Here is a 20,266-nt window from a genome sequence, read left to right as displayed (position 1 = left end):
AACATGCGCGTTCTCTCCGGTATCAAGCCGACCGGCGACCTTCACCTCGGCAATTACCTGGGCGCGGTGAAGCAGTGGGTGGCGATGCAGGAGGACATCCAGGCGTCGGGCGGCGAAACCATGTACTTCATCGCCGATCTCCACGGGCTGACCGAGTGGATCGATCCGGCCAGGATGACCGCCAACACAATCGAGATGACCGCGACGCTGATCGCCGCCGGCATCGATCCGGCGCGCTCGATCATCTTCAACCAGGCGCGCGTGCCGGCGCATGCCGAGCTGGCGTGGCTGCTCAACAATGTCGCGCGGGTCGGCTGGCTGAACCGCATGACGCAGTTCAAGGACAAGGCGGGCAAGAACCGCGAGGGCGCGTCGGTCGGGCTATACGACTATCCGGTGCTGATGGCCGCCGACGTGCTGCTCTACAACGCCACGCACGTTCCCGTCGGTGAGGACCAGAAGCAGCATCTGGAACTGACCCGCGACATCGCCACCAAGTTCAACACCGATTACGGCACCGAGCTGTTCACCCTGCCAGAGCCATTGGTCAGCAAGGCCGCGCCGCGCATCATGAGCTTGCGCGATGCGAATGCGAAGATGTCCAAGTCCAACCCGTCCGAGCAATCGCTGGTCAAACTGATCGATTCGGACGAGACGATCGCCGACAAGTTCCGCAAGGCCAAGACCGATCCCGACCTGCTCCCTGCGACCATGGCGGAGTTGGCTGAACGGCCGGAGGCACGCAATCTGCTGACGATCTTCGCGGCGCTGTCCGATCGCGCACCCGATGACGTGCTGGGCGATTATGCGGGCAAGGGCTTCGGCCAGTTCAAGCCCGCCCTCGCCGATCTGGCCGTCGCAAAGTTGGGGCCGATCCGTGACGAGATGGTCCGGCTGCTCAACGACCGCGGTGCGATCGACGCGATCCTCCGCGACGGTGCGGAGCGGGCGGCCGCGCTGGCCGCGCCGACGCTGCACGGCGCGCAGACGGCAATGGGGTTGCTGGTCTGAGCTTTGCAGATTGGCGCGTGACACCAAGACGCGCGCCAATCTTCGGCGAATTTTGCAACGTGCGGTGGCCGCGACCACGCGATTCTGCGCCTTTCGCCACTTGGCATCGGCCTTGCTGATCGCCCCGTAACCAACGGAGCGAGACATGACCGACCACGACATCACCACCGCCCCCGCCCCGCGCGACAATCTGTTCGGCATCTGCGCCGCGCTCGGCGAGGATTTTGGCTTCAACCCGATGTGGTTGCGGATGGCCTTCGCCGTAGCGCTGTTGTTCGACCTGGAGAAGGTGTTGGTGACCTATGCCGCGCTTGGCGTGCTGGTGCTGGTCAGCCGCCTGCTCTTTCCGAACCGGACGGTCGCGATCGAAGCTCCGGCGGCACACGTCGTTCCCGAGATCGACATGCCCGAGTACCGCGAGGCCGCCTGATCCCACCTGTCACAACCCCGGACATGTTTCGGGGTCCATGGTTCCACGCATTCATTCTGCGCGGATCCCGCTCTACCAGGGATGCCGGTACAGGTGCGTGCAACCGGCCTCTCTATCCGCGCTCACGGGGGACAGCGAGCGCTGCGTTCAGGTCAGCCCTCAAGCTGTCCGAGCAGGACGCGTACCGCGCCATCGACATCGCGGTCGCTGTCACGGAGCGCCTCGATCCGTCGCACCGCATGGATCACCGTCGAATGGTCGCGCCCGCCGAACTTGCGCCCGATTTCGGGCAGCGAGCGGGTGGTCAGCCGCTTCGACAGATACATGGCGATCTGGCGCGGGCGTGCCACCGCGCGGGCGCGCCGCGAGGATACCAGATCGAGCGGCTTCAGCTCGAAATGCTCGCACACCAGCTTCTGGATCTGGTCGATCGTCACGCGGCGCTGATGCCCGCGCAGCATGTCGCCCAGCGTCTGCGTCGCGAACGCCAGGTCGATCGGCTGATTGGTGAGCATCGCATAAGCGGTGACGCGGGTCAGTGCGCCTTCCAGTTCGCGAATGCTGTTGGTGATGCGCTCTGCCAGCAGGTCCAGCACATCGGCGGGCACCCGCACCTCGGGCATGTCGGCAACCCGCCGCGCGAGCACCGCGCGGCGCAGGTCGGGCGACGACGGCTTGATGTCCGCAACCAGCCCCGAACCAAGTCGGCCCAGAATGCGCGGCTCGATACCGTCCAGCGCCTGCGGTGCACGGTCGGCGGCGATGACCAGCCTTTTGCCCGCCGCCATGATCTCGTTGACGGTGTGGAAGAATTCCTCCTGCGTCACGTCCTTGCCGGCGATGAACTGCAAATCGTCGATCAGCAGCAGGTCGCAACCGCGCAGCTTGGCCTTGAACGCGAACGTGTCCTTGGCGCGCATCGCGGCGACGAACTCGAACATGAACCGCTCGGCCGACAACAGCATGACGCGCGCCTGCGGGTGCGCCGCCAGAAACTCATGGGCGATGGCGTTCATCAGGTGGGTCTTGCCCTGCCCGGTTCCGCCGTGGAGAAACAGCGGACTGAAGCGCACCGCCCCCGGCGCGGCCAGCGCGCGTGCGGCATTGACCGCCACCATGTTGGACGGATCGACGACGAACCGATCGAAGGTGAGTCGCGGATCGAGCACGGGACGCTCCGCCGACTCTCGCACCGGAGCGGGCTGGGGGGCCAGCGGCGCTGGAGCCGGCGCGGCAACCGATGCGGTGATCGCCGTCGCCGCGGTGGTGACGGCCGGCAGCGCCATCCGCCTCACCGTGTCGATCTCGACGCTGCGCACGCCCGGCAGCACCGCGCGAAACTCGTGCAGCAGCCGATCGGCGTAGTGGCTCTTCACCCAGTTGGTCATGAATGCCGATGGCAGCGTCAGGCGCACATCGGCCAGATCGTCACCATCGACCAGCGCGATCGGCGCCAGCCACTGATCGAACAGGCGCGCGCCGGCGGACCGGCGCAGGTTCGTACGAACCCGGGCCCATGCCCGTGCCAGTTCGCTCGTTCCCACGTCCTGCCCACCCACTTGCGTCACGCACACGTCTCCCGTTACCGCGAACGACGTTGCTCGCGGTCCCCCTGGTTACAAAGTCAAACGTCCCCGTCCGCGGCCACACAGCGCGTCGGCGTCCAGACGGTGTTCTTGTGCCACGCTGCACGAACGGCGGCGCGGTTCGACAGGATTAGGAACAGGTACGTGAGTCGATCAAGCCCGGGATCGGGTACGATTCCGAAATAAAGCGGATTGACTCATCGTCAGCGGCACAAATGCGTCATATTTCTTGCAAGCATCTGTTTTTAGGTCGTTATTTTCAGCCTAGCCCGTTTTTACAGGCCGCGAATCGCGGAGAATCCACGGCTTTCCGGATGGCTCCTTTTTGTTCCAGCCCAGTGGGCGCGCAGACGCAAAAACGCCCGCCGGGAAGTCCCGACGGGCGCGATGTCCGCTCTGCGGAAACGGGTCAGGCCAGCGCGGCGACGCGCTTGGTCAGACGCGAGAACTTGCGCGAGGCGGTGTTCTTGTGGAGCACGCCCTTCGCCACGCCGCGCGCCATTTCCGGCTGCGCCGCCGCCAGCGCGGTTGACGCCGCCGACTTGTCACCCGCTGCCAGCGCGGCCTCGACCTTCTTCACGAAGGTGCGGATGCGACCGATGCGGGCCCCGTTGATCTCGGCCCGACGCTGGTTGCGGCGGATGCGCTTCTTGGCTTGCGGCGTGTTCGCCATGAACGTCCTCTGATAAGTTACGAATCGATGGAAAAGGAGGCGGGGACAGCCCTGCACCCTCGTAAGGCGCGGCCCATACCCCGGCCATGCGCCAGCGTCAACCGCGCTGGCAGGACGGGCACCAGAAGGTCGACCGGCCGCCCTCGGCATAACGCTCGACCGTCCCCCCGCACGCGCAGGCCTCCCCCGCCCGGCCATAGACCGCGAACTGCTTGGAGAAATATCCCAGCTCACCATCGGGCCTGGCATAGTCGCGCAAGCTCGATCCTCCGGCCTCGATCGCCGCCTCCAGCACGACGCGCACCGCCGGCACCAGCCGCTCGAGCGCGACGGACGTCAGCGTACCCGCGGGCGTGTGCGGATCGATCCGCGCGTCATACAGCGCCTCGCAGACATAGATGTTGCCCAGTCCCGCCACGATCCTCTGGTCCAGCAGCGCCAGTTTGATCGACAGCCGCCGTCCGGCCAGCGCGCGGCGGAGATGCTCGGGCGTGAAGTCCAGTCCCAGCGGCTCGGGTCCCAGCGATCGGAACGCGGAGAAATCCGGCACCGTCTCGGTCCGCACCAGATCGACCGATCCGAACCGACGCGGATCGTTGAGCGCCAGCCGCCTCCCCTCACCCGTCTCGATCACGAGATGGTCGTGCGGCAACAGCTCCCCGGGATCGACCCGCCACCGGCCTGACATGCCGAGATGGAAGATCAGCGTGTCACCGCGATCGGTTTCGATCAGTCCGTATTTCGCACGCCGCCCCAGCGCCGTCACCCGCGCACCGCTCAGCCGCTGCCGCATATCGACGGGGAAGGCGCGGCGCAGGCCGTCGCGGCGCGTGGCGACCTCGGTCAGTACCTGTCCTTCCAGTACCGGGCGCAAGCCCCGCACCGTGGTTTCGACCTCTGGCAATTCCGGCATGTCTGCCCTCTAGCCGCTCGCCGACGCGCCCGCTAGAGCGGCGGGCATGAGCGATACCGTCTCCTTCGGCTACGAAGATGTCACCCCCACCGAGAAGACCGCCCGCGTGCGTGGCGTGTTTTCCAACGTGGCCAGCCGCTACGACCTGATGAACGACGCCATGTCCGGCGGCATGCATCGGCTGTGGAAGGACCGGTTCGTCCGTCGCGTGAAGCCGCGCGGGCATGAGCAGATCCTCGACATGGCGGGCGGCACCGGCGACATCGCCTTTCGGCTGGCCGAAAGCGGCGCCGCGGTGACGGTCGCGGACATCAATCCGGAAATGCTGGAAGTCGGGATCGGCCGCGCGCAGCAACGCGGGATCGACGGGCTGGTCTGGACCGAGGCGAACGCCGAAACGCTCACCTTCCCCGATCGATTCTTCGATGCCTATACGATCGCGTTCGGCATTCGGAACGTGACCGACATCCCGAAGGCACTGCACGAGGCGCACCGCGTCCTGCGGCGCGGGGGGCGCTTCTTCTGCCTGGAATTCTCGACCAACGTCTGGCCGGGGTTCGCGGACGTCTATGACGCCTATTCGCATCATCTGGTGCCAAAACTGGGCAAGCTGCTGGCGAACGACGAAGACAGCTATCGCTATCTTATCGAATCGATCCGTCGTTTCCCGGACATGCCGACCTTCGAACGGATGATCGCCGACGCCGGCTTCGTGCAGACGAAGGTCGAGCCGATCATGGGCGGTCTGGTCGCGATCCATAGCGGCTGGAAGATTTGACCTCTCCGCTCGTCCACACCTGGCGGCTCCTGACCTGGGGGCGGACGCTGGCGCGCCACGGTGCGCTGCGCGGGCTGGAGCGCGACCTCAACACCCCGCCGCGTTTGCGGCGGCTGCTGCGGCTCGCGCGGCTGGGCGCGCGCGTACCGGACGTGCCGCGCTATGCCGATGCGTTCGAGGCGCTGGGGCCGGCGGCGATCAAGTTCGGTCAGACGCTGGCCACCCGGCCCGATCTGGTCGGCGAGGAGGCGGCCGCCGACCTCCTGCGGCTTCAGGATGCCGTGCCGCCGGTGCCGTTCGCAACGATCGCACAGACGATGCGGGCCAGCTTCGGCCGGCCGCTGGAAACCTTGTTCGCTTCGATTGACGAGATACCGGTCGGCGCCGCATCGATCGCACAAGTGCACCGCGCCGTCACCACGGACGGGCGGCACGTCGCGGTGAAGGTGCTGCGACCGGGCGTCGAAGAGGATTTCGCGCGCGCGATCGAGACCTATGAATGGGCCGCGGCGCAGATCGAGCCGATGGGCGGCGAGATTGCGCGCCTGCAGCCACGGCTGGTGATCGAGACGTTCAAGCGCTGGACCGCGCGCGAGCTGAACTTCACGCGCGAGGCGGCCTCGGCATCCGAACTTGCCGAGACGATGACGGCGGAGCCGAATTTCGAGGTGCCGGCGGTCGATTGGGCCCGCACGACCGGCAAGGTGCTGACGATCGAATGGATCGACGGCATCAAGCTCTCGAACCGCGCGGCGCTGGTCGAGGCGGGGTACGACCTCCCCGAGCTGGCGCGCGTGCTGGTCCATGCCTTCCTGCGGCAGGCGATCGCGGATGGCTTCTTCCACGCGGACATGCATCAGGGCAATCTGTTCGCCCTGCCCGGGAACCGGGTGGCGGCGATCGATTTCGGCATCATGGGCCGAATCGACCGTCGCGCACGGGCGTGGCTTGCCGAGATTCTCTATGGCCTGATCACCGGGAACTACCGGCGCGTCGCGGAAATCCATTTCGAGGCGCAGTACGTCCCGGCTCATCACAGTGTCGAGGAGTTCGCGACCGCCCTGCGCGCGGTCGGCGAGCCGATGCGCGGGCTGCCGGTCAAGGACATGTCGATCGGGATGATGCTGGACGGCCTGTTCGGGATCACGCGCGATTTTGACATGGTGACCCAGCCGCACCTGCTGCTGCTGCAAAAGACGATGGTGATGGTGGAAGGCGTGGCGACCACGCTCGATCCGGACATCAATCTCTGGGTCACCGCCGCGCCGTTGGTCGAAGACTGGATTCGCACCGAACTGGGGCCTGAAGCGGCGATCGCCGACCGGCTGGTCGCCGACGTGCGGACGCTGGCGCGGCTGCCCGAACTGGTCCGTCGTATCGAGGCGCGCTTCCCCGCGCCGGGCGGCGCCCCGCCGCGCCCGCCGCTACGCGAGATCGAACGCGTTCGCGTCGGCGGCGGCTGGCGCTATGCGCTCGCGGTCGCGGCTGGCGCGCTGGTCGGCGTGGCGGGCATGTTGCTCGCGGGATGGTGAGGGTCTGATGGCATGGACGGCTCCGGCGCCGTGGCTGGCGGTGCCCGGCCGCTGCGCTGGCATCGGCCGCCGGGCCGCGCGGGCGTGGCTCGCCGTACTGGCCATGGCGATGGTCTTCGTCGGCCTGACGGTGCCCGCCGCTAGTTCTCCGCCGGAATTCCTGCACGATGCGATCGTCGCGGCCCTGCGACACGGGGGCGAATTCTACGACAGCACTCGCGACCTCCTCAGAACCGAGCCGGACGCCGATGCGGCCCGGCTTCTGCCGCCGGCGCTGGCCGTGATCGATGCCGCTATGCCCGGCTGGGGGATGCTGGCACTGGTCGCCGCGGTGCTGACGATCCTGATGTGGGCCGGTGGTTTGCGGTTCGGCGCCCTGTTCGCGCGGACATCCGGCGTGGTGATGGTGGTCAGCTTGCTGGCGGCAGCGATCGCCGCGCTCGCCGGCTTGTGGCTGTCCGCCCCACATGCGGCGGCGGCGGCGGCGCTGTCGGCACTGGCGCTCGTCGCGCGCGCGCGGACGCATTGCGTTGCAAGCTGCGCCACGGCGTGCGCCGCCGCGATCATCGATCCCGCCGCGCTGATCACGATCGGAGTCATGGGGGCTCTGGCGTCGGCCGAGCGCGAAGGACGCGAGACGATCGGATGGCTGACCGCCGGCGGCATCGCATCCGTCGTGTTGGCGGTGCATCTCCATGCCCTGTCCGGCGTCGCGATCGCCGCGCCCGATCCCGCCCTTTCCGGCCAGGCCCTGGCAAGGCTGGTCAACGCCGGCCTTCCGGGCCTCTCGCAGATGATCGCCGCGCCGTTGCTGATCCTGTCGGCTTTTGGCTGGGCGACGATCGGTGAGCCGCTGGGTCCGCGCGTCGTCGCGCTGATGCTCGCCGGGGTTGCGCTCGACGGCGTGTGCGGAATGCGCTCCGCGACGCTGGCGGCGGCGTTCGTCGCGCCGGGGATCGCGCTGGCGCCCGGTGCGCTCGCCGATCTGATGCGCGGCGCGCTCGACAGGCGGCGGATCACGGTTACAAGGGTCGTTCGATGAGCCGGATATTGCTGATCGTCGGGGGTGGCATCGCCGCGTACAAGGCGTGCGAGCTGGTGCGTGGCCTTCGTGGCCACGGGCATGACGTGCGATGCGTGCTGACCGATGGCGGCGCGCATTTCGTCACCGCGATGACGCTGGCGGCGCTGAGTGAGAACAAGGTTCACACGACCTTGTGGGACCTGAAGGACGAAGCCGAGATGGGCCATATCAGGCTCAGCCGGGAAGCTGATCTCGTCGTGGTCGCGCCCGCCACCGCTGACCTGATGGCCCGGATGGCGGCCGGCGTTGCGGACGACCTTGCAACCACGCTCCTGCTGGCGACCGACAAGCCGGTGCTCGTGGCGCCGGCGATGAATGTGCGGATGTGGCACCATCCCGCCACGCGGCGCAACGTCGCCCAATTGCGTGCCGACGGGCTCGACGTGATGGAACCTGACGCGGGCGCGATGGCCTGCGGCGAATTCGGTGCCGGCCGCTTTCCCGAACCGGTCGTGATCCTCGAACGGATCGAACGAGCGCTGGGCACGACGGCACGGAAACGACTGTCAGGAAGGCACATTATCGTCACCGCCGGCCCGACCCACGAACCCATCGATCCGGTCCGGTACATCGCCAATCGATCGTCGGGAAAACAGGGATTTGCGATCGCGGGGGCGCTGGCGACGCTGGGCGCGCGGGTGACACTGGTCACTGGCCCGGTCGACTTGGCGACGCCTGCCAATGTCGAGCGATACGATGTTGAGACAGCGCGAGAAATGTCGGAGACAGTCTTCGCAGCCCTGCCGGCGGACGCGGCGGTCATGGTCGCCGCGGTCGCGGACTGGCGGGCGGCGGACATCGCGGTTCAGAAGTTGAAGAAGAACGACGCCGATCCGGCCCCGCTGCGGCTGGAGCGCAACATCGACATCCTCGCCACGCTGGCGCGCGATCCGCGCAGACCGCGGCTCCTGGTCGGCTTCGCCGCCGAGACCGAGCAGGTTGTCGACCACGCCATTGCCAAGCGCCTCCGCAAGGGGGCTGACTGGATCGTCGCGAACGACGTTTCCGGAGATGTGATGGGCGGAGACGCAAATCGCGTGCACCTCATCAGCGATGCTGGTGTGGAAAGTTGGGAATCGCTACCTAAGTCTGAGGTTGCGCAACGACTTGCCGACAGGATCGCCGATGAGCTCTGACCCGATCCGGATCGCCGTCCGGCGGCTGCCGCACGGCCGTGACCTTCCCCTTCCCGCTTACGCCACGCCCGGCGCGGCGGGAATGGACGTGGTCGCGGCGGAGGACGTCACGCTCGCCCCGGGCGCACGCCACGCGGTGGCGACCGGCTTCGCGATGGCGATCCCCTCCGGCTACGAAGTGCAGGTCCGCCCACGCTCCGGGCTCGCGCTCAAATATGGCATCACCTGCCTCAACACGCCGGGCACGATCGACAGTGACTATCGCGGCGAGCTGAAGGTCATCCTGGCCAATCTGGGCGACGCGCCCTTCGCGGTGGTACGGGGGGAGCGGATCGCGCAACTGGTCCCCGCCCCCGTACAGACCGCGACGCTGACGGAGGTCGACGCCCTCGACGATACCGAGCGGGGCGCCGGTGGTTTCGGGTCGACGGGTCGGTGATGCTGCCCCTGTTGATCGTCGCGATGCAGGCGTCGGCCGTCACGCCGCCTGCCGAGTGGCAGACGCTGCCGCGCCTTCCGCTACGGGAGGCGCGCGAACAAGCGCCGCAAATTCCTGATTTCGTGCGTGACGAAGTGCGCGAAGGGCGATGCGTGCTGCGCGACGACATGACCATGCTCGATCTGGCAGTGCTGGTGTCGACGCAGGGACAGGTCCGCCGCATCGTACCTCGTGCGATCGGCTGCCCAACCGTCGAGCAGTTTGCCGCGGGCACCGTGCTGCGCGCGGCAAGGGGCAATATCATCCCGCCGGCCGTGGACACCTGGTTCCGCTGGACCGTGCCGCTTCCCCGGCCATGACGCTCGGTTCCGACGAACTCGCGCGCTACGCGCGGCATATCGTCCTGCCTGAGATCGGCGGCGTCGGGCAGCAGCGGCTGGCCAGGGCGCATGTCCTGGTGATCGGCGCGGGCGGGATCGGATCCCCGGTGATCCAGTATCTAGCGGCGGCCGGTGTCGGACGCTTGACGATCGTCGACGACGACGGCGTGGATCTCAGCAATCTGCAACGCCAGACGCTGTTCGCCACCGGCGACATCGGCCGCGCCAAGGCGCGGGTTGCGGCCGAGGCTGTCGCGCGGTTGAACCCGCATGTCGCCGTCACGGCCCACGTCCTGCGGATCGACGCCGGCAACATCGGAACGATCTTCGCCGCTGACCCGGACGTCGTGATCGACGGATGCGACAATTTCGCGACCCGGCTGACGGTGGCGGATGCCGCGCTCGCGCGGCGCATACCCCTCGTCTCGGCCGCCGTCGGACGGTTCGAGGGACAGATCGGCGTCTACCGGGGATGGGAAGACGGGCGGCCCTGCTATCGTTGCTTCGTCGGCGATGCGCCGCAACGTGAAGGGCTGACCTGCGCCGAGGAAGGCGTGCTGGGGCCGGTGACCGGGATCGTCGGCAGCATGGCGGCGCTGGAAACGATCCGGCAGATCGCTCCCTTCGGCGACGACAGCGCGGGTCGCCTGCTGCTGCTCGACTTCCTGTCGCTGCGGTTCCGCACGTTGATGCTGCCCGCCGATCCGGGATGCCGCGCCTGCGGCACCCCGGTCGTCTGAACGTCAGCCGAGCCGCTTCTCCGCGAAGGCGCGGACTGCCGGACCGATGTCGGCGCGGGCCATCGCCAGCGCGAGATTGGCGGTGACGAATCCGGTCTTGTCGCCGCAGTCATAACGCTCGCCATCGAAGGTGAAGCCGTGAAACGGCTGGTTGCCGATCAGCTTGGCCATCGCGTCGGTCAGCTGGATCTCCCCACCTGCACCGGTCTCCTTGGCGTCGAGGATCTTCATCACCTCCGGCTGCAGGATATAACGGCCGGGGATCATCAGGTTCGACGGCGCGCTGCCCTTGGCGGGCTTTTCCACCAGCGCGGTCACCTCGGTGAGCGCGCCATCGCGCTTGCCCGGCGAGATGATCCCGTATTTGTCGGTTTCATCCGCCCCGACCTCTAGCGCGCCGATCACGTTTCCGCCCACCTTGTTATAGGCGTTCACCATCTGCGCCATGAAATTGGGTGTGCCGACCATCAACTCATCGGGCAGCAGCACCGCGAACGGTTCGTCGCCGACGATCTCACGCGCGCACCAGACCGCATGGCCCAGCCCGAGTGGCTCCTGCTGACGGACATAGACCGGCGAACCCGGCTGCTGACGGATATTCTCGATGAGCGACAGGCTCTTGCCGCGCGCACGCATCGTCGTCTCCAGCTCGAAGGAGACGTCGAAATGATCCTCCAGCGCGCCTTTCCCGCGACCGGTGACGAAGATGATCTGCTCGATCCCCGCCTCCAGTGCCTCTTCGACGGCATATTGAATCAGCGGCTTGTCGACGACCGTCAGCATTTCCTTCGGCATTGCTTTCGTGGCGGGCAGGAAGCGCGTCCCCAGCCCCGCCACGGGGAAAATCGCCTTGCGTACCGGCTTGATGGTCATTCGATCCTCCTGTTGGCCGGCGGTGTGTACCGGGCGGCGCAAGCCACGGCAATTCCATAACAGATTGGAAACGATCGCCCGCGATGGGTCGGGCGACGCTTGCGATGGAGCGGCGACGCGCCTAGACCGCGCCCATCCCCGACATCGCTGGTTCTGCCATCTCGCTTATGCTCAGGAAGCTGCTTCGTTCAACCCGCGCCCCGTCGCCGGCCTTGTCGGCGGTGGAAAATGGGGTGCGCATTTATGCCATTGGCGACATTCACGGATGTCGCGCTGAGCTCGATCGCCTGTTGCTGATGATCGACGCCGACGACGCGCAGCGCGCACCCGCTGATACGCGACTGATCTTTCTCGGCGATCTGGTGGATCGCGGCCCCGATTCGGCCGGTGTCATCGACCGGCTGATCACCCTGTCGCAGCAGCGACGCAACGTGCGGTTCCTGAAAGGCAATCACGAGGAGTTGTTCCTGCACGCTCTGGATGGCGCGAAGGACGCGCTGCGGATGTTCTGCCGGGTCGGTGGTAAGGAAACCATCCTCAGCTACGGCATGGCCAGGGACGAATATGATGCCCTGGGCTATCCGGAGCTGGCAGCGCGACTGTTGACGCTTGTTCCCGCCGCGCATCGCGCCTTCCTGGCCGGGTTCGAGGATCTGATCGTCTCGGGTGACTATGCCTTCGTTCATGCCGGCATTCGGCCCGACGTTCCGCTCGACGCGCAACGCGGCAGTGATCTGCGCTGGATCCGCGAGCCGTTCCTGGATCATCGCGGCAGCCATCCCAAGATGATCGTCCATGGTCACACCATTACTGCCGAGGTGGATCGCCGTCCTAACCGGATCGGCGTTGATACCGGGGCTTATGCGTCCGGACGCCTGACCGCCCTGGCACTTGAGGGGAGCGAGAGCTGGATATTGAACACCTGATGCGCTGCGGCATTCCGCGCTTGCAATTTGGTGAAGCGTGGCTATGAGGTGAACCTGCACGCAAAGGGAGTTCATTATGCGTATTGCTAAGTATATGCTCGCTGCTGCTGCCGCCACGATGGCGGTTGCTCCGGCGATGGCCGCCCCCGCCAACTCGGCGGCGAGCCTGTCGGTCGCCAAGTCGGTGCGCGCTGCCGCTCCGTCGGCGAAGAAGAACGAGCTGGCCGGTGGCGGCGTGATCGTTGCCATCCTGGCCGCTGCTGCGGTTGTCGCTGGCATCGTCGTCGTCGCTGACGAGAACGACAGCGCGGACAGCAACTAAGCTGCACGCTCCTTCGGGAGAGAAATAGCGGCCTTCGGGCCGCTATTTTTTTGTCTGCTGTCCGAGAAGTGCGGTCTCGGCACGCGTGTGAGCCCCTTCCCTTGTGCGCACGACGTACCCACGACCACGTCACGCATGACGCAGAACCACAGCCACAGACGCCGGATCACCCCGCCGCTTGCGCATCACCATGTTGATGCCGGTCGGGGCGCAGGACGTCAGCATGACGCGGTGCGCCGAAGCGCGAGCCTCCTGAGAGCGAAGCGACGACAAGCCGCCGATCAGCCCTTTCCCGCCCGTAAGGGACAAGATCGGCCACACCACGAGCAGAAAAAAGGGCGACCCGCGGGCCGCCCTTCTCGAACCATGATATGCAGGTCTGCGATCAGCGACCGCCAGGCATCCCGCCCGGCATCGCATCGCCGCCTGGCATTCCGCGCATCATGCTCTGCTGCATCTGCAACTGACGAAGCGTCGCCTCCGGGATGAAATCCTGCAACTCGACATCGAACACCAGGGTCGAGTTCGCCGGGATCGGCCCGGTGGCGCGCGCGCCATAACCGAGCTCGGGCTTGATCCAGAAGCGGTACTTCGCACCCTTGTGCATCAGCTTCAGCCCTTCGGAGAAGCCCGGCACGACTCCCGTCACCGGCAGCGGTGTCGGTTGCTGCGACTTGTCGAAGACGGTGCCGTCGACCAGCCGCCCCTCGTAATTGACGAGCGTGACGTCGGCATCCGTGGGACGGGCGCCCTTCACGTCGCCGGCCTTCAGCACCTGGTAGCGCAGTCCGGAGGGGGTGGTGACGATCCCGGTATCACCGGCCCGGGCCAACGCCACGGCGAAGACCAGCGCGAAGACCAGGCCAACTACCAGCCAGAGCACATAGGCGCGCTTGACGGGCGCAATCGGAACGGCGGTAACGGTCGACATGGCGTAGGCAACCCTGCTGTTGCGGGCCCGGATGGGCTGCGATCGGCGCGGTGATGAAGGCGTATCGCCGTGACGCGCCGTGCCGGCCCGCCACGGTCGTTAGCGCGGCTTACCGCGCGCCGTCACGCTCCGCGCGCTTGCGCTCCAGCTTCCGTGCGCGACGCACCGCCGCCGCACGCTCGCGGGCGCGCTTCTCGGACGGCTTTTCATAGTGGCGACGCAGCTTCATCTCGCGGTACACGCCTTCGCGCTGCAGCTTCTTCTTGAGCGCGCGCAGTGCCTGGTCAACATTGTTGTCGCGGACGATGATCTGCATTGGAACCTAAAACTCCGGGTCAAACGGGTAATGCGGCGGCGAGCGAGGCTCGCGCCGAACGCACCGCCTCTAGCAGTAACCTCTCTTCCCCGCAAGCACGCTCATCCGATCACGATCGGCGCAGGGATGACGCGGCGGTGCTGGAGCGCCGGGACGCGCATCCGAACCTCCCGAACGCGCGCCGGATCGATCTCCGCATAGCCGATCCCTGCCGCCTCCCCCAGGTCGAGCAGCACCTCTCCCCACGGATCGACGACCAGCGAATGACCATAGGTGGCGCGACCGTCCTCGTGCACGCCGGTCTGCGCGGCGGCGACGACGAACACGCCCGCCTCGATCGCCCGGGCGCGTAGCAATACGTGCCAATGCGCCGCACCGGTCGGTCGGGTAAAGCTGGCCGGCACGGAGACGATCTGCGCGCCCGCGTCGGTCATCGCGCGATACAGGTCCGGGAAGCGCATGTCGTAGCAGATCGACAGGCCCAGCGGACCGAGCGGACTTCCGACCACCACCGGCCGATCGCCCGCCGCATAGGCCGACGATTCGCGCCAGCTTTCGCCGGTCGGCAGATCGACATCGAAGAGATGCATCTTGTCGTAGCGCGCCCGGATGTTCCCGACCGCATCGATCACGAAACCGCGATTGGCGAGCCGCCCGTCCGTCCGGCGGAGCGCCAGCGAACCGAGATGCACCCACACCCCTGCCCGCGCCGCCGCCTCGCGCACCGCGAAGAGGACATGGTCATGCGCTTCCTTGACGATCACGTCGGCCGCGCGGGCGCGATTGCGGTCGAGCAGACCGGACATTTCCGGCGTGAACACCATCGACGCCCCCTGCTTGCCCGCCTCATCGATCGCGGCGACCAGCGTCGCGGCATTGATGGCGGGGTCGATCCCGGTCGTGGTCTGCACCACGGCAATCCTTGTCACGCATCACTCCCTGTCTCGCTCGACCCCGCGGAACAGCAACCGACCGACGCGCGCAAGTGTTGCATCAAGGTGACACCAATCCCCCGTTGGCCTGCACCCCGGACGCGTTTAAGAGGCGCGGATGACCGGTGCCCCCCTGATCCTGTACAATAGCCTGACGCGCGAGACGGCTCCTTTCCATCCGCTCGATCCTGACAACGTCCGCATCTATTCCTGCGGTCCCACCGTCTACAATTACGCGCATGTCGGCAATCTGCGCGCCTATGTCTTCACTGATACGCTGGCGCGCACCATCGCGTGGAAGGGGTGGAATCTCACCCATGTCATTAATATTACCGATGTCGGCCATCTGACGTCCGACGCCGATGCCGGCGACGACAAGATGGAGGCGGCGGCGCGCGCTTCGGGGCAGGATATCTGGGCGATTGCAAGGCACTATACGGACGCCTTCAAGCAAAATCTGGCCGACCTGAACATCCGTGCGCCGACCTACATGCCGCTGGCCACTGATCATGTCGCGGAGATGATCGCCTGGGGCGAGAAGATCGCGGAACGGCATTGCTATCAGCTTGCCGACGGCCTGTACTTCGACACCACCACCGTCCCCGATTACGGGCGACTGGCCGGTGCGGCGGACGACGCGGCACACGGGCGGATCGAAACCGTCGCGGGCAAGCGCCATCCGCAGGATTTCGCGATTTGGCGTGCGACGCCGGCGGGCGAGACCCGGCAGATGGAATGGGATTCGCCATGGGGCCGCGGTGCGCCGGGCTGGCACCTGGAATGCTCGGTCATGGCGGCCAAGTATCTCGGCCCGTCGTTCGACATCCACACGGGCGGGATCGACCATCGCGAGATCCACCACCCCAATGAGATCGCGCAGAACCAGGCGCATTGCGAATGCGCTGACACTGGTGCGACCTTCTGGATGCACAACAACTTTCTCGTCGATCGTACGGGGAAGATGAGCAAATCCTCGGGCGAGTTCCTGACGTTGTCGCGGCTGATGGAGCGCGGCTTCCACCCGCTTGCCTATCGCGTGATGTGCCTTCAGGCGCATTATCGCAGCGAGCTGGAATTCTCCTGGGAGAATCTGGCGGCCGCGCAGGTGCGGCTGAAGCGTTGGGTCCATGCGGTCGAGGCGCTGCGTGCGCGCGGCGAGACCGCTGCCGGGGCGAGCGCGGCCACGTATCGCGAGCAACTCGACGCCGCGCTCAGCGACGACCTCGCCACGCCGCGCGCGCTGCCGGCGCTCGACGCGCTGCTCGCCGACAAGAAGGTTTCGCCGGCCGACCGGCTCGTGGCGCTCGCCGATTTCGATGCCGTACTTGGGCTCGGCCTGTCGACCCTCACCCGCGATGCGTTGCGCGTCCGCCCCGCGACCGCGACGATCGACGAAGCAGGGATCGCCGACCGGTTGACCGAGCGGCGCGCGGCGCGCGCGGCGAAGGACTTCGCGCGCTCCGACGCGATCCGTGACGAACTGGCGGCGGCCGGGGTGGAGGTCATGGATGGCGATCCGCTCGGCTGGGACTGGAAACTGCCCGCGTAAGGAGGAGACGGCGACATGAACCTGGGGTTGAAGGGACGTACCGCGATCGTCTGCGCGTCGAGCCACGGGCTGGGTCGCGCCTGCGCGGAGGCGCTGGCGACTGCGGAGTGCACGGTGGTGCTCAACGGACGTGATGCCGATGCGCTGGCGCAGACCGGTGACGCGCTGCGCACCCATGGCGGCATCGTGCACACCGTGGCGGGCGACATCGCCGAAGAGGCCGTGCAACAGGCGTTGGTCGATGCGGCCGGCGGCGCGCCAGACATCCTCGTCAACAACAACGCCGGCCCCCCGCTGCGCGACTTCCGCCTGCTCGACGCGGACGCGATCCACGCCGGTGTCGACGCCAACATGGTCACGCCGATCCGGCTGGTGCAAAAGGTGATCGACGGCATGGTCGAGCGCCGGTTCGGGCGGATCGTCTGCATCACGTCGGGTTCGGTGAAGGCGCCGATCGCGGGGCTCGATCTGTCGAGCGGTGCGCGCGTCGGGCTGACCGGCTTCCTCGCCGGTGTCGCGCGGCAGGTCGCGCATGCCAATGTCACGATCAACTTCCTGCTACCCGGCCTGTTCGCGACGCGGCGGCTGGCGGGCGTCCACGCCTACCGCGCCGAGGCGAACGGCATCTCGATCGATGACGCCGAAGCCAGGGCGCGCGACGCGATCCCCGCCCGGCGCTTCGGCGACCCGGCCGAATTCGGCAACGCCTGCGCGTTCCTCTGCGCCGACACATCCGGGTTCATCACGGGCCAAAGTCTGCTGATCGACGGCGGCGCCTATCCGGGCGTGCTGTAAAGAGGAACTTGATTGCTCGGCGCGCACGATTGGTTCAAGGGACGCGCGAAAATTGGAAGGAAGAATGCCATGCCCACCTGGGCCCCGCACAGCTGGACCAATGCCGAGGCGCGCCAGCTCCCGATCTATCCCGATGCGGCGGCGCTGACCGACGCAACGAAGCGGCTGGCGAGCTTTCCGCCCCTGGTGTTCGCCGGTGAGGCGCGCAACCTGACTGCGGATCTGGCGAAGGTGGCGGAGGGCAAGGCATTTCTGCTCCAGGGTGGCGATTGCGCGGAAAGCTTTGCCGAATTCCACCCGAACAACATCCGCGACACATTCCGCGTCATCCTGCAGATGGCGGTGGTGCTGACCTTTGCGTCGAAGCTTCCGGTCGTGAAGGTCGGCCGGATGGCGGGCCAGTTCGCCAAGCCGCGCTCGGCCAATACCGAGACGATCGATGGCGTCGAGCTGCCCAGCTATCGCGGCGACAACGTCAACGACATCGGCTTCACACCGGAGTCGCGCGTGCCCGATCCCGAGCGGATGATCCGCGCCTATGCGCAGTCGGCCGCGACGCTGAACCTGCTCCGCGCGTTCGCGCAAGGCGGTTACGCGAACCTGCATCAGGTACATCGCTGGACGCATGACTTCATGGGCCGCAGCCCATGGGCCACGAAATACGCCGAAACCGCCGACCGGATCGGCGAGGCGCTCGACTTCATGGAAGCGTGCGGGATCAGCCCAGACACCGTTCCGCAATTGTCGCAGACGACGTTCTACACCAGCCACGAGGCACTGCTGCTACCGTTCGAGGAGGCACTGACCCGGCAGGATTCGCTGACCGGCGACTGGTATGACACGTCCGCGCACTTCCTGTGGATCGGCGACCGCACCCGGTTCGAGGGCTCGGCGCATGTCGAGTTCCTGCGCGGCATCGGCAACCCCATCGGTGTCAAGTGCGGGCCGTCGCTCGATCCCGACGCGCTGCTGCGGATGCTGGACACGCTCAACCCGCAGCGAGTGCCGGGGCGGATGACGCTCATCACGCGCTATGGCTACGACCAGATCGAGACGCATTTGCCAAAGCTGGTGCGCGCCGTGACACGTGCCGGACATCCGGTGGTGTGGAGCTGCGATCCGATGCACGGCAACACCGTGAAGGCGACCAGCGGCTACAAGACGCGTCCGTTCGATCGCATCCTGTCCGAGGTGCGCGGCTTCTTCGCGGTCCACCGTGCGGAAGGCACGCATGCCGGCGGCATCCACGCCGAGATGACCGGCCAGAACGTCACCGAATGCACCGGCGGCGCGATCGATGTGACCGAACAGTCGCTGGCCGATCGCTACCACACGCATTGCGACCCGCGCCTGAACGCCGGGCAGAGCCTGGAGCTCGCCTTCCTGCTGGCGGAGATGCTCAATACGGAGATGGCGGAGCGTCGCAAGGACGCCGCCTGACGATGACCGGCGCGCCTCTGGCAGCGGCGCGCCGAGATTTGGCGAGCGGTGACGAAAGCCACTTGACGCACTCCCACCCGCCGCCTAATAGCGCGCCTCCACTGCAGCACGGCCCCTTCGTCTAGCGGTTAGGACGTCGCCCTCTCACGGCGAAAACACGAGTTCGATTCTCGTAGGGGTCACCAGCGGTCGCCTGAAGGGCGGACAGCGTGGCGGGTCGGATCGCCCGCTTTCATATCCGCTGCCGATGGGCGTAGTCGTCTGGCTGCTTTGCCAGTGACGCTGACATCTCATTGTCGCTACCCTCCGTCTATCATCTCTAACACCTGCGCAGCGGCGGTTGCGGGGTTGTTAACCCTGACGCGGTAAACGGCATGCTCATCGATCGAGCGGAGCATGGTCAGTGATCGTCATTGCCGGATATGCCATTGGCGCGTTGTTCACGCTCGTGGCGGTCGCGAATGTCTGCCTCACCCGCGAGCGCGTACTCGCGCGCGCGCGACGTCGATCCGCGGGTTCCTGACGGCAGGCACCGATGAACCAGCGCGCGGGTTATGGTGCGAGCAGGCGGCGGGCGTGCGCCTGCACATGATCGGCGATCAGCCGAAAGGCCTTGCTCATCGGCGATTGCCGGCGCCAAGCGATGGCGATCGAGCGGTGGGCGCGCCAGCCTTGCACCGACAGGATCTTCAGGCCGGCAGCCCCGCCCACCTCGGAACGCAGGTAAAGGCTCGGGAGCAACGCCAGCCCCAGCCCACTCGCCGCCATCTGATGCAGACTGTCCAGGCTGGTGCCGTAATAATCGGGTGCGATCGTCATGCCGTATCGCTCCGCGACCTCGGCCGCCTGTCGCGCCAGATGATGCCGCGGATCGAGCGACAGCAGCGGGCTGCCGGTCAGGTCGCCGCGCATCATGTCCTCCGCCGCGCCGATCGGATGATCGAGTGCCGCGACCAGATACAGCGGCTCGCGGAACAATGGCTCGATCGTCAGGTCGTCTCCCGCCATCGGCATCGGCCCCAGCATCACGTCGATGTTGCCGCGAGAAAGTTCGAGAACCTGTTCGTCGGGAATACCCTCCCGGACGTGCAGGCGAAGTTCCGGCGCGATGCGATGCAGTTCGACGATGATCGCGGACAGAAGATACGGGCCCAGCGTCGGGGTGGTCCCCAGCTTCACGGTGCCCGTGAGGCTATGCGACGAGCCCGCCGCCAGCGCGACGATGTCGCTGGCATCGCTCAACATTCGGCGAGCGGTCGCGACGATGCTGCGCCCGACCGGCGTCAGGATCGCCCCCGACGCGCTTCGTTCCAGCAGCTTCGCACCAAGCCGCTCCTCCAGCGCGCGGATCTGCTGGCTCAGCGTCGGCTGCGACACGTTGGCGACGCGCGCCGCCAATGCGAAAGAGCCGGTGTCCGCGATGACGACCAGATATTCGAGCTGACGCAGCGTGGGCACACCATCCCTATAGCCCGTTCCT

22 protein-coding genes and 1 tRNA gene are annotated in these 20,266 nt (G+C 66.8%); 15 read left to right on the top strand and 8 right to left on the bottom strand.

What is annotated here, in order from left to right:
• Window positions 1-3 precede the first annotated feature (3 nt).
• Entirely contained in the window at window positions 4-1,011 is a 1,008-nt protein-coding gene (gene trpS / locus NS334_RS00345; RefSeq protein WP_058754102.1) for a tryptophan--tRNA ligase, read from the top strand.
• A gap of 145 nt (window positions 1,012-1,156) precedes the next feature.
• A complete protein-coding gene (locus NS334_RS00340; RefSeq protein ID WP_058753984.1) occupies window positions 1,157-1,441 on the top strand; it encodes a PspC domain-containing protein in 285 nt (94 codons plus the stop codon).
• A 152-nt stretch (window positions 1,442-1,593) separates the two neighbouring features.
• Here the strand turns inward: NS334_RS00340 and dnaA are convergent, their stop codons facing one another.
• From dnaA to mutM, 3 genes are all read right to left on the bottom strand, one after another.
• Window positions 1,594-3,009 carry a chromosomal replication initiator protein DnaA gene (gene dnaA, locus NS334_RS00335; RefSeq protein ID WP_058754101.1) on the bottom strand — a complete coding sequence of 472 codons (1,416 nt, stop codon included), beginning with the start codon at window positions 3,007-3,009 and terminating at the stop codon, window positions 1,594-1,596.
• 427 nt (window positions 3,010-3,436) lie between these two features.
• A complete protein-coding gene (gene rpsT / locus NS334_RS00330) occupies window positions 3,437-3,700 on the bottom strand; it encodes a 30S ribosomal protein S20 (protein ID WP_058753983.1) in 264 nt (87 codons plus the stop codon).
• 97 nt (window positions 3,701-3,797) lie between these two features.
• Window positions 3,798-4,613, bottom strand: a complete 816-nt coding sequence (gene mutM, locus NS334_RS00325) for a bifunctional DNA-formamidopyrimidine glycosylase/DNA-(apurinic or apyrimidinic site) lyase (protein WP_058753982.1) — start codon at window positions 4,611-4,613, stop codon at window positions 3,798-3,800.
• 46 nt (window positions 4,614-4,659) lie between these two features.
• On the opposite strand from mutM, the gene NS334_RS00320 reads away from it, so the two are divergent.
• Genes NS334_RS00320 through NS334_RS00290 form a run of 7 tightly spaced genes read left to right on the top strand, consistent with a single transcriptional unit; the run spans window position 4,660 to window position 10,702 of the window.
• Window positions 4,660-5,391, top strand: a complete 732-nt coding sequence (locus tag NS334_RS00320) for a class I SAM-dependent methyltransferase (RefSeq protein WP_058753981.1) — start codon at window positions 4,660-4,662, stop codon at window positions 5,389-5,391.
• Entirely contained in the window at window positions 5,388-6,923 is a 1,536-nt protein-coding gene (gene ubiB / locus NS334_RS00315) for a 2-polyprenylphenol 6-hydroxylase (RefSeq protein WP_058753980.1), read from the top strand. The genes NS334_RS00320 and ubiB overlap by 4 nt, the downstream gene beginning before the upstream one ends.
• 7 nt (window positions 6,924-6,930) lie before the next feature.
• On the top strand, window positions 6,931-7,965 hold the full coding sequence (locus NS334_RS00310; RefSeq protein WP_153002522.1) for a hypothetical protein: 1,035 nt from the start codon (window positions 6,931-6,933) through the stop codon (window positions 7,963-7,965).
• Window positions 7,962-9,143, top strand: a complete 1,182-nt coding sequence (gene coaBC / locus NS334_RS00305) for a bifunctional phosphopantothenoylcysteine decarboxylase/phosphopantothenate--cysteine ligase CoaBC (RefSeq protein WP_058753978.1) — start codon at window positions 7,962-7,964, stop codon at window positions 9,141-9,143. Before NS334_RS00310 ends, coaBC begins: the two co-directional genes overlap by 4 nt.
• On the top strand, window positions 9,133-9,582 hold the full coding sequence (dut, locus tag NS334_RS00300; protein WP_058753977.1) for a dUTP diphosphatase: 450 nt from the start codon (window positions 9,133-9,135) through the stop codon (window positions 9,580-9,582). Before coaBC ends, dut begins: the two co-directional genes overlap by 11 nt.
• Entirely contained in the window at window positions 9,582-9,941 is a 360-nt protein-coding gene (locus tag NS334_RS00295; RefSeq protein WP_058753976.1) for a hypothetical protein, read from the top strand. The genes dut and NS334_RS00295 overlap by 1 nt, the downstream gene beginning before the upstream one ends.
• The gene (locus NS334_RS00290; protein WP_058753975.1) at window positions 9,938-10,702 is read left to right on the top strand and encodes a HesA/MoeB/ThiF family protein; all 765 of its coding nucleotides are present in this window, start codon (window positions 9,938-9,940) and stop codon (window positions 10,700-10,702) included. The genes NS334_RS00295 and NS334_RS00290 overlap by 4 nt, the downstream gene beginning before the upstream one ends.
• Window positions 10,703-10,705: 3 nt before the next feature.
• Here NS334_RS00290 and galU read toward each other — a convergent pair whose 3' ends face one another.
• Entirely contained in the window at window positions 10,706-11,575 is an 870-nt protein-coding gene (galU, locus tag NS334_RS00285) for a UTP--glucose-1-phosphate uridylyltransferase GalU (protein ID WP_058753974.1), read from the bottom strand.
• 167 nt (window positions 11,576-11,742) lie between these two features.
• Here galU and NS334_RS00280 point away from each other — a divergent pair, with 167 nt between their 5' ends.
• Entirely contained in the window at window positions 11,743-12,501 is a 759-nt protein-coding gene (locus tag NS334_RS00280) for a metallophosphoesterase family protein (protein WP_058753973.1), read from the top strand.
• 76 nt (window positions 12,502-12,577) lie between these two features.
• Window positions 12,578-12,823: a hypothetical protein gene (locus NS334_RS00275; RefSeq protein WP_058753972.1), complete on the top strand. Its 246-nt coding sequence runs from the start codon at window positions 12,578-12,580 to the stop codon at window positions 12,821-12,823.
• Window positions 12,824-13,208: 385 nt separating this feature from the next.
• On the opposite strand, the gene NS334_RS00270 is transcribed toward NS334_RS00275, so the two are convergent.
• The 3 genes from NS334_RS00270 to NS334_RS00260 form a co-directional block, all read right to left on the bottom strand.
• A complete protein-coding gene (locus NS334_RS00270; protein ID WP_058753971.1) occupies window positions 13,209-13,754 on the bottom strand; it encodes an FKBP-type peptidyl-prolyl cis-trans isomerase in 546 nt (181 codons plus the stop codon).
• A 109-nt stretch (window positions 13,755-13,863) separates the two neighbouring features.
• Window positions 13,864-14,070: a 30S ribosomal protein S21 gene (rpsU, locus tag NS334_RS00265; protein WP_007404630.1), complete on the bottom strand. Its 207-nt coding sequence runs from the start codon at window positions 14,068-14,070 to the stop codon at window positions 13,864-13,866.
• A gap of 101 nt (window positions 14,071-14,171) precedes the next feature.
• A complete protein-coding gene (locus tag NS334_RS00260; protein ID WP_058753970.1) occupies window positions 14,172-14,999 on the bottom strand; it encodes a carbon-nitrogen hydrolase family protein in 828 nt (275 codons plus the stop codon).
• Between the two features lie 121 nt (window positions 15,000-15,120).
• Here NS334_RS00260 and cysS point away from each other — a divergent pair, with 121 nt between their 5' ends.
• The 4 genes from cysS (at window position 15,121) to NS334_RS00240 (ending at window position 18,971) form a co-directional block, all read left to right on the top strand.
• On the top strand, window positions 15,121-16,551 hold the full coding sequence (gene cysS, locus NS334_RS00255; RefSeq protein ID WP_058753969.1) for a cysteine--tRNA ligase: 1,431 nt from the start codon (window positions 15,121-15,123) through the stop codon (window positions 16,549-16,551).
• Between the two features lie 15 nt (window positions 16,552-16,566).
• The gene (locus NS334_RS00250; protein WP_058753968.1) at window positions 16,567-17,346 is read left to right on the top strand and encodes an SDR family oxidoreductase; all 780 of its coding nucleotides are present in this window, start codon (window positions 16,567-16,569) and stop codon (window positions 17,344-17,346) included.
• A 69-nt stretch (window positions 17,347-17,415) separates the two neighbouring features.
• On the top strand, window positions 17,416-18,786 hold the full coding sequence (locus tag NS334_RS00245; RefSeq protein WP_058753967.1) for a class II 3-deoxy-7-phosphoheptulonate synthase: 1,371 nt from the start codon (window positions 17,416-17,418) through the stop codon (window positions 18,784-18,786).
• Window positions 18,787-18,896: 110 nt separating this feature from the next.
• Window positions 18,897-18,971: transfer RNA gene (locus NS334_RS00240), tRNA-Glu, on the top strand.
• Between the two features lie 367 nt (window positions 18,972-19,338).
• Here the strand turns inward: NS334_RS00240 and NS334_RS00235 are convergent.
• Window positions 19,339-20,244, bottom strand: a complete 906-nt coding sequence (locus NS334_RS00235) for a LysR family transcriptional regulator (protein WP_058753966.1) — start codon at window positions 20,242-20,244, stop codon at window positions 19,339-19,341.
• Window positions 20,245-20,266: the final 22 nt, after the last annotated feature.

Source organism: Sphingomonas endophytica (assembly GCF_001476895.1).
Lineage (GTDB): Bacteria > Pseudomonadota > Alphaproteobacteria > Sphingomonadales > Sphingomonadaceae > Sphingomonas > Sphingomonas endophytica_A.
The sequence above is the reverse complement of the archived record's forward strand: the minus strand, read 5'-3'. Positions and strand labels throughout refer to the sequence as shown.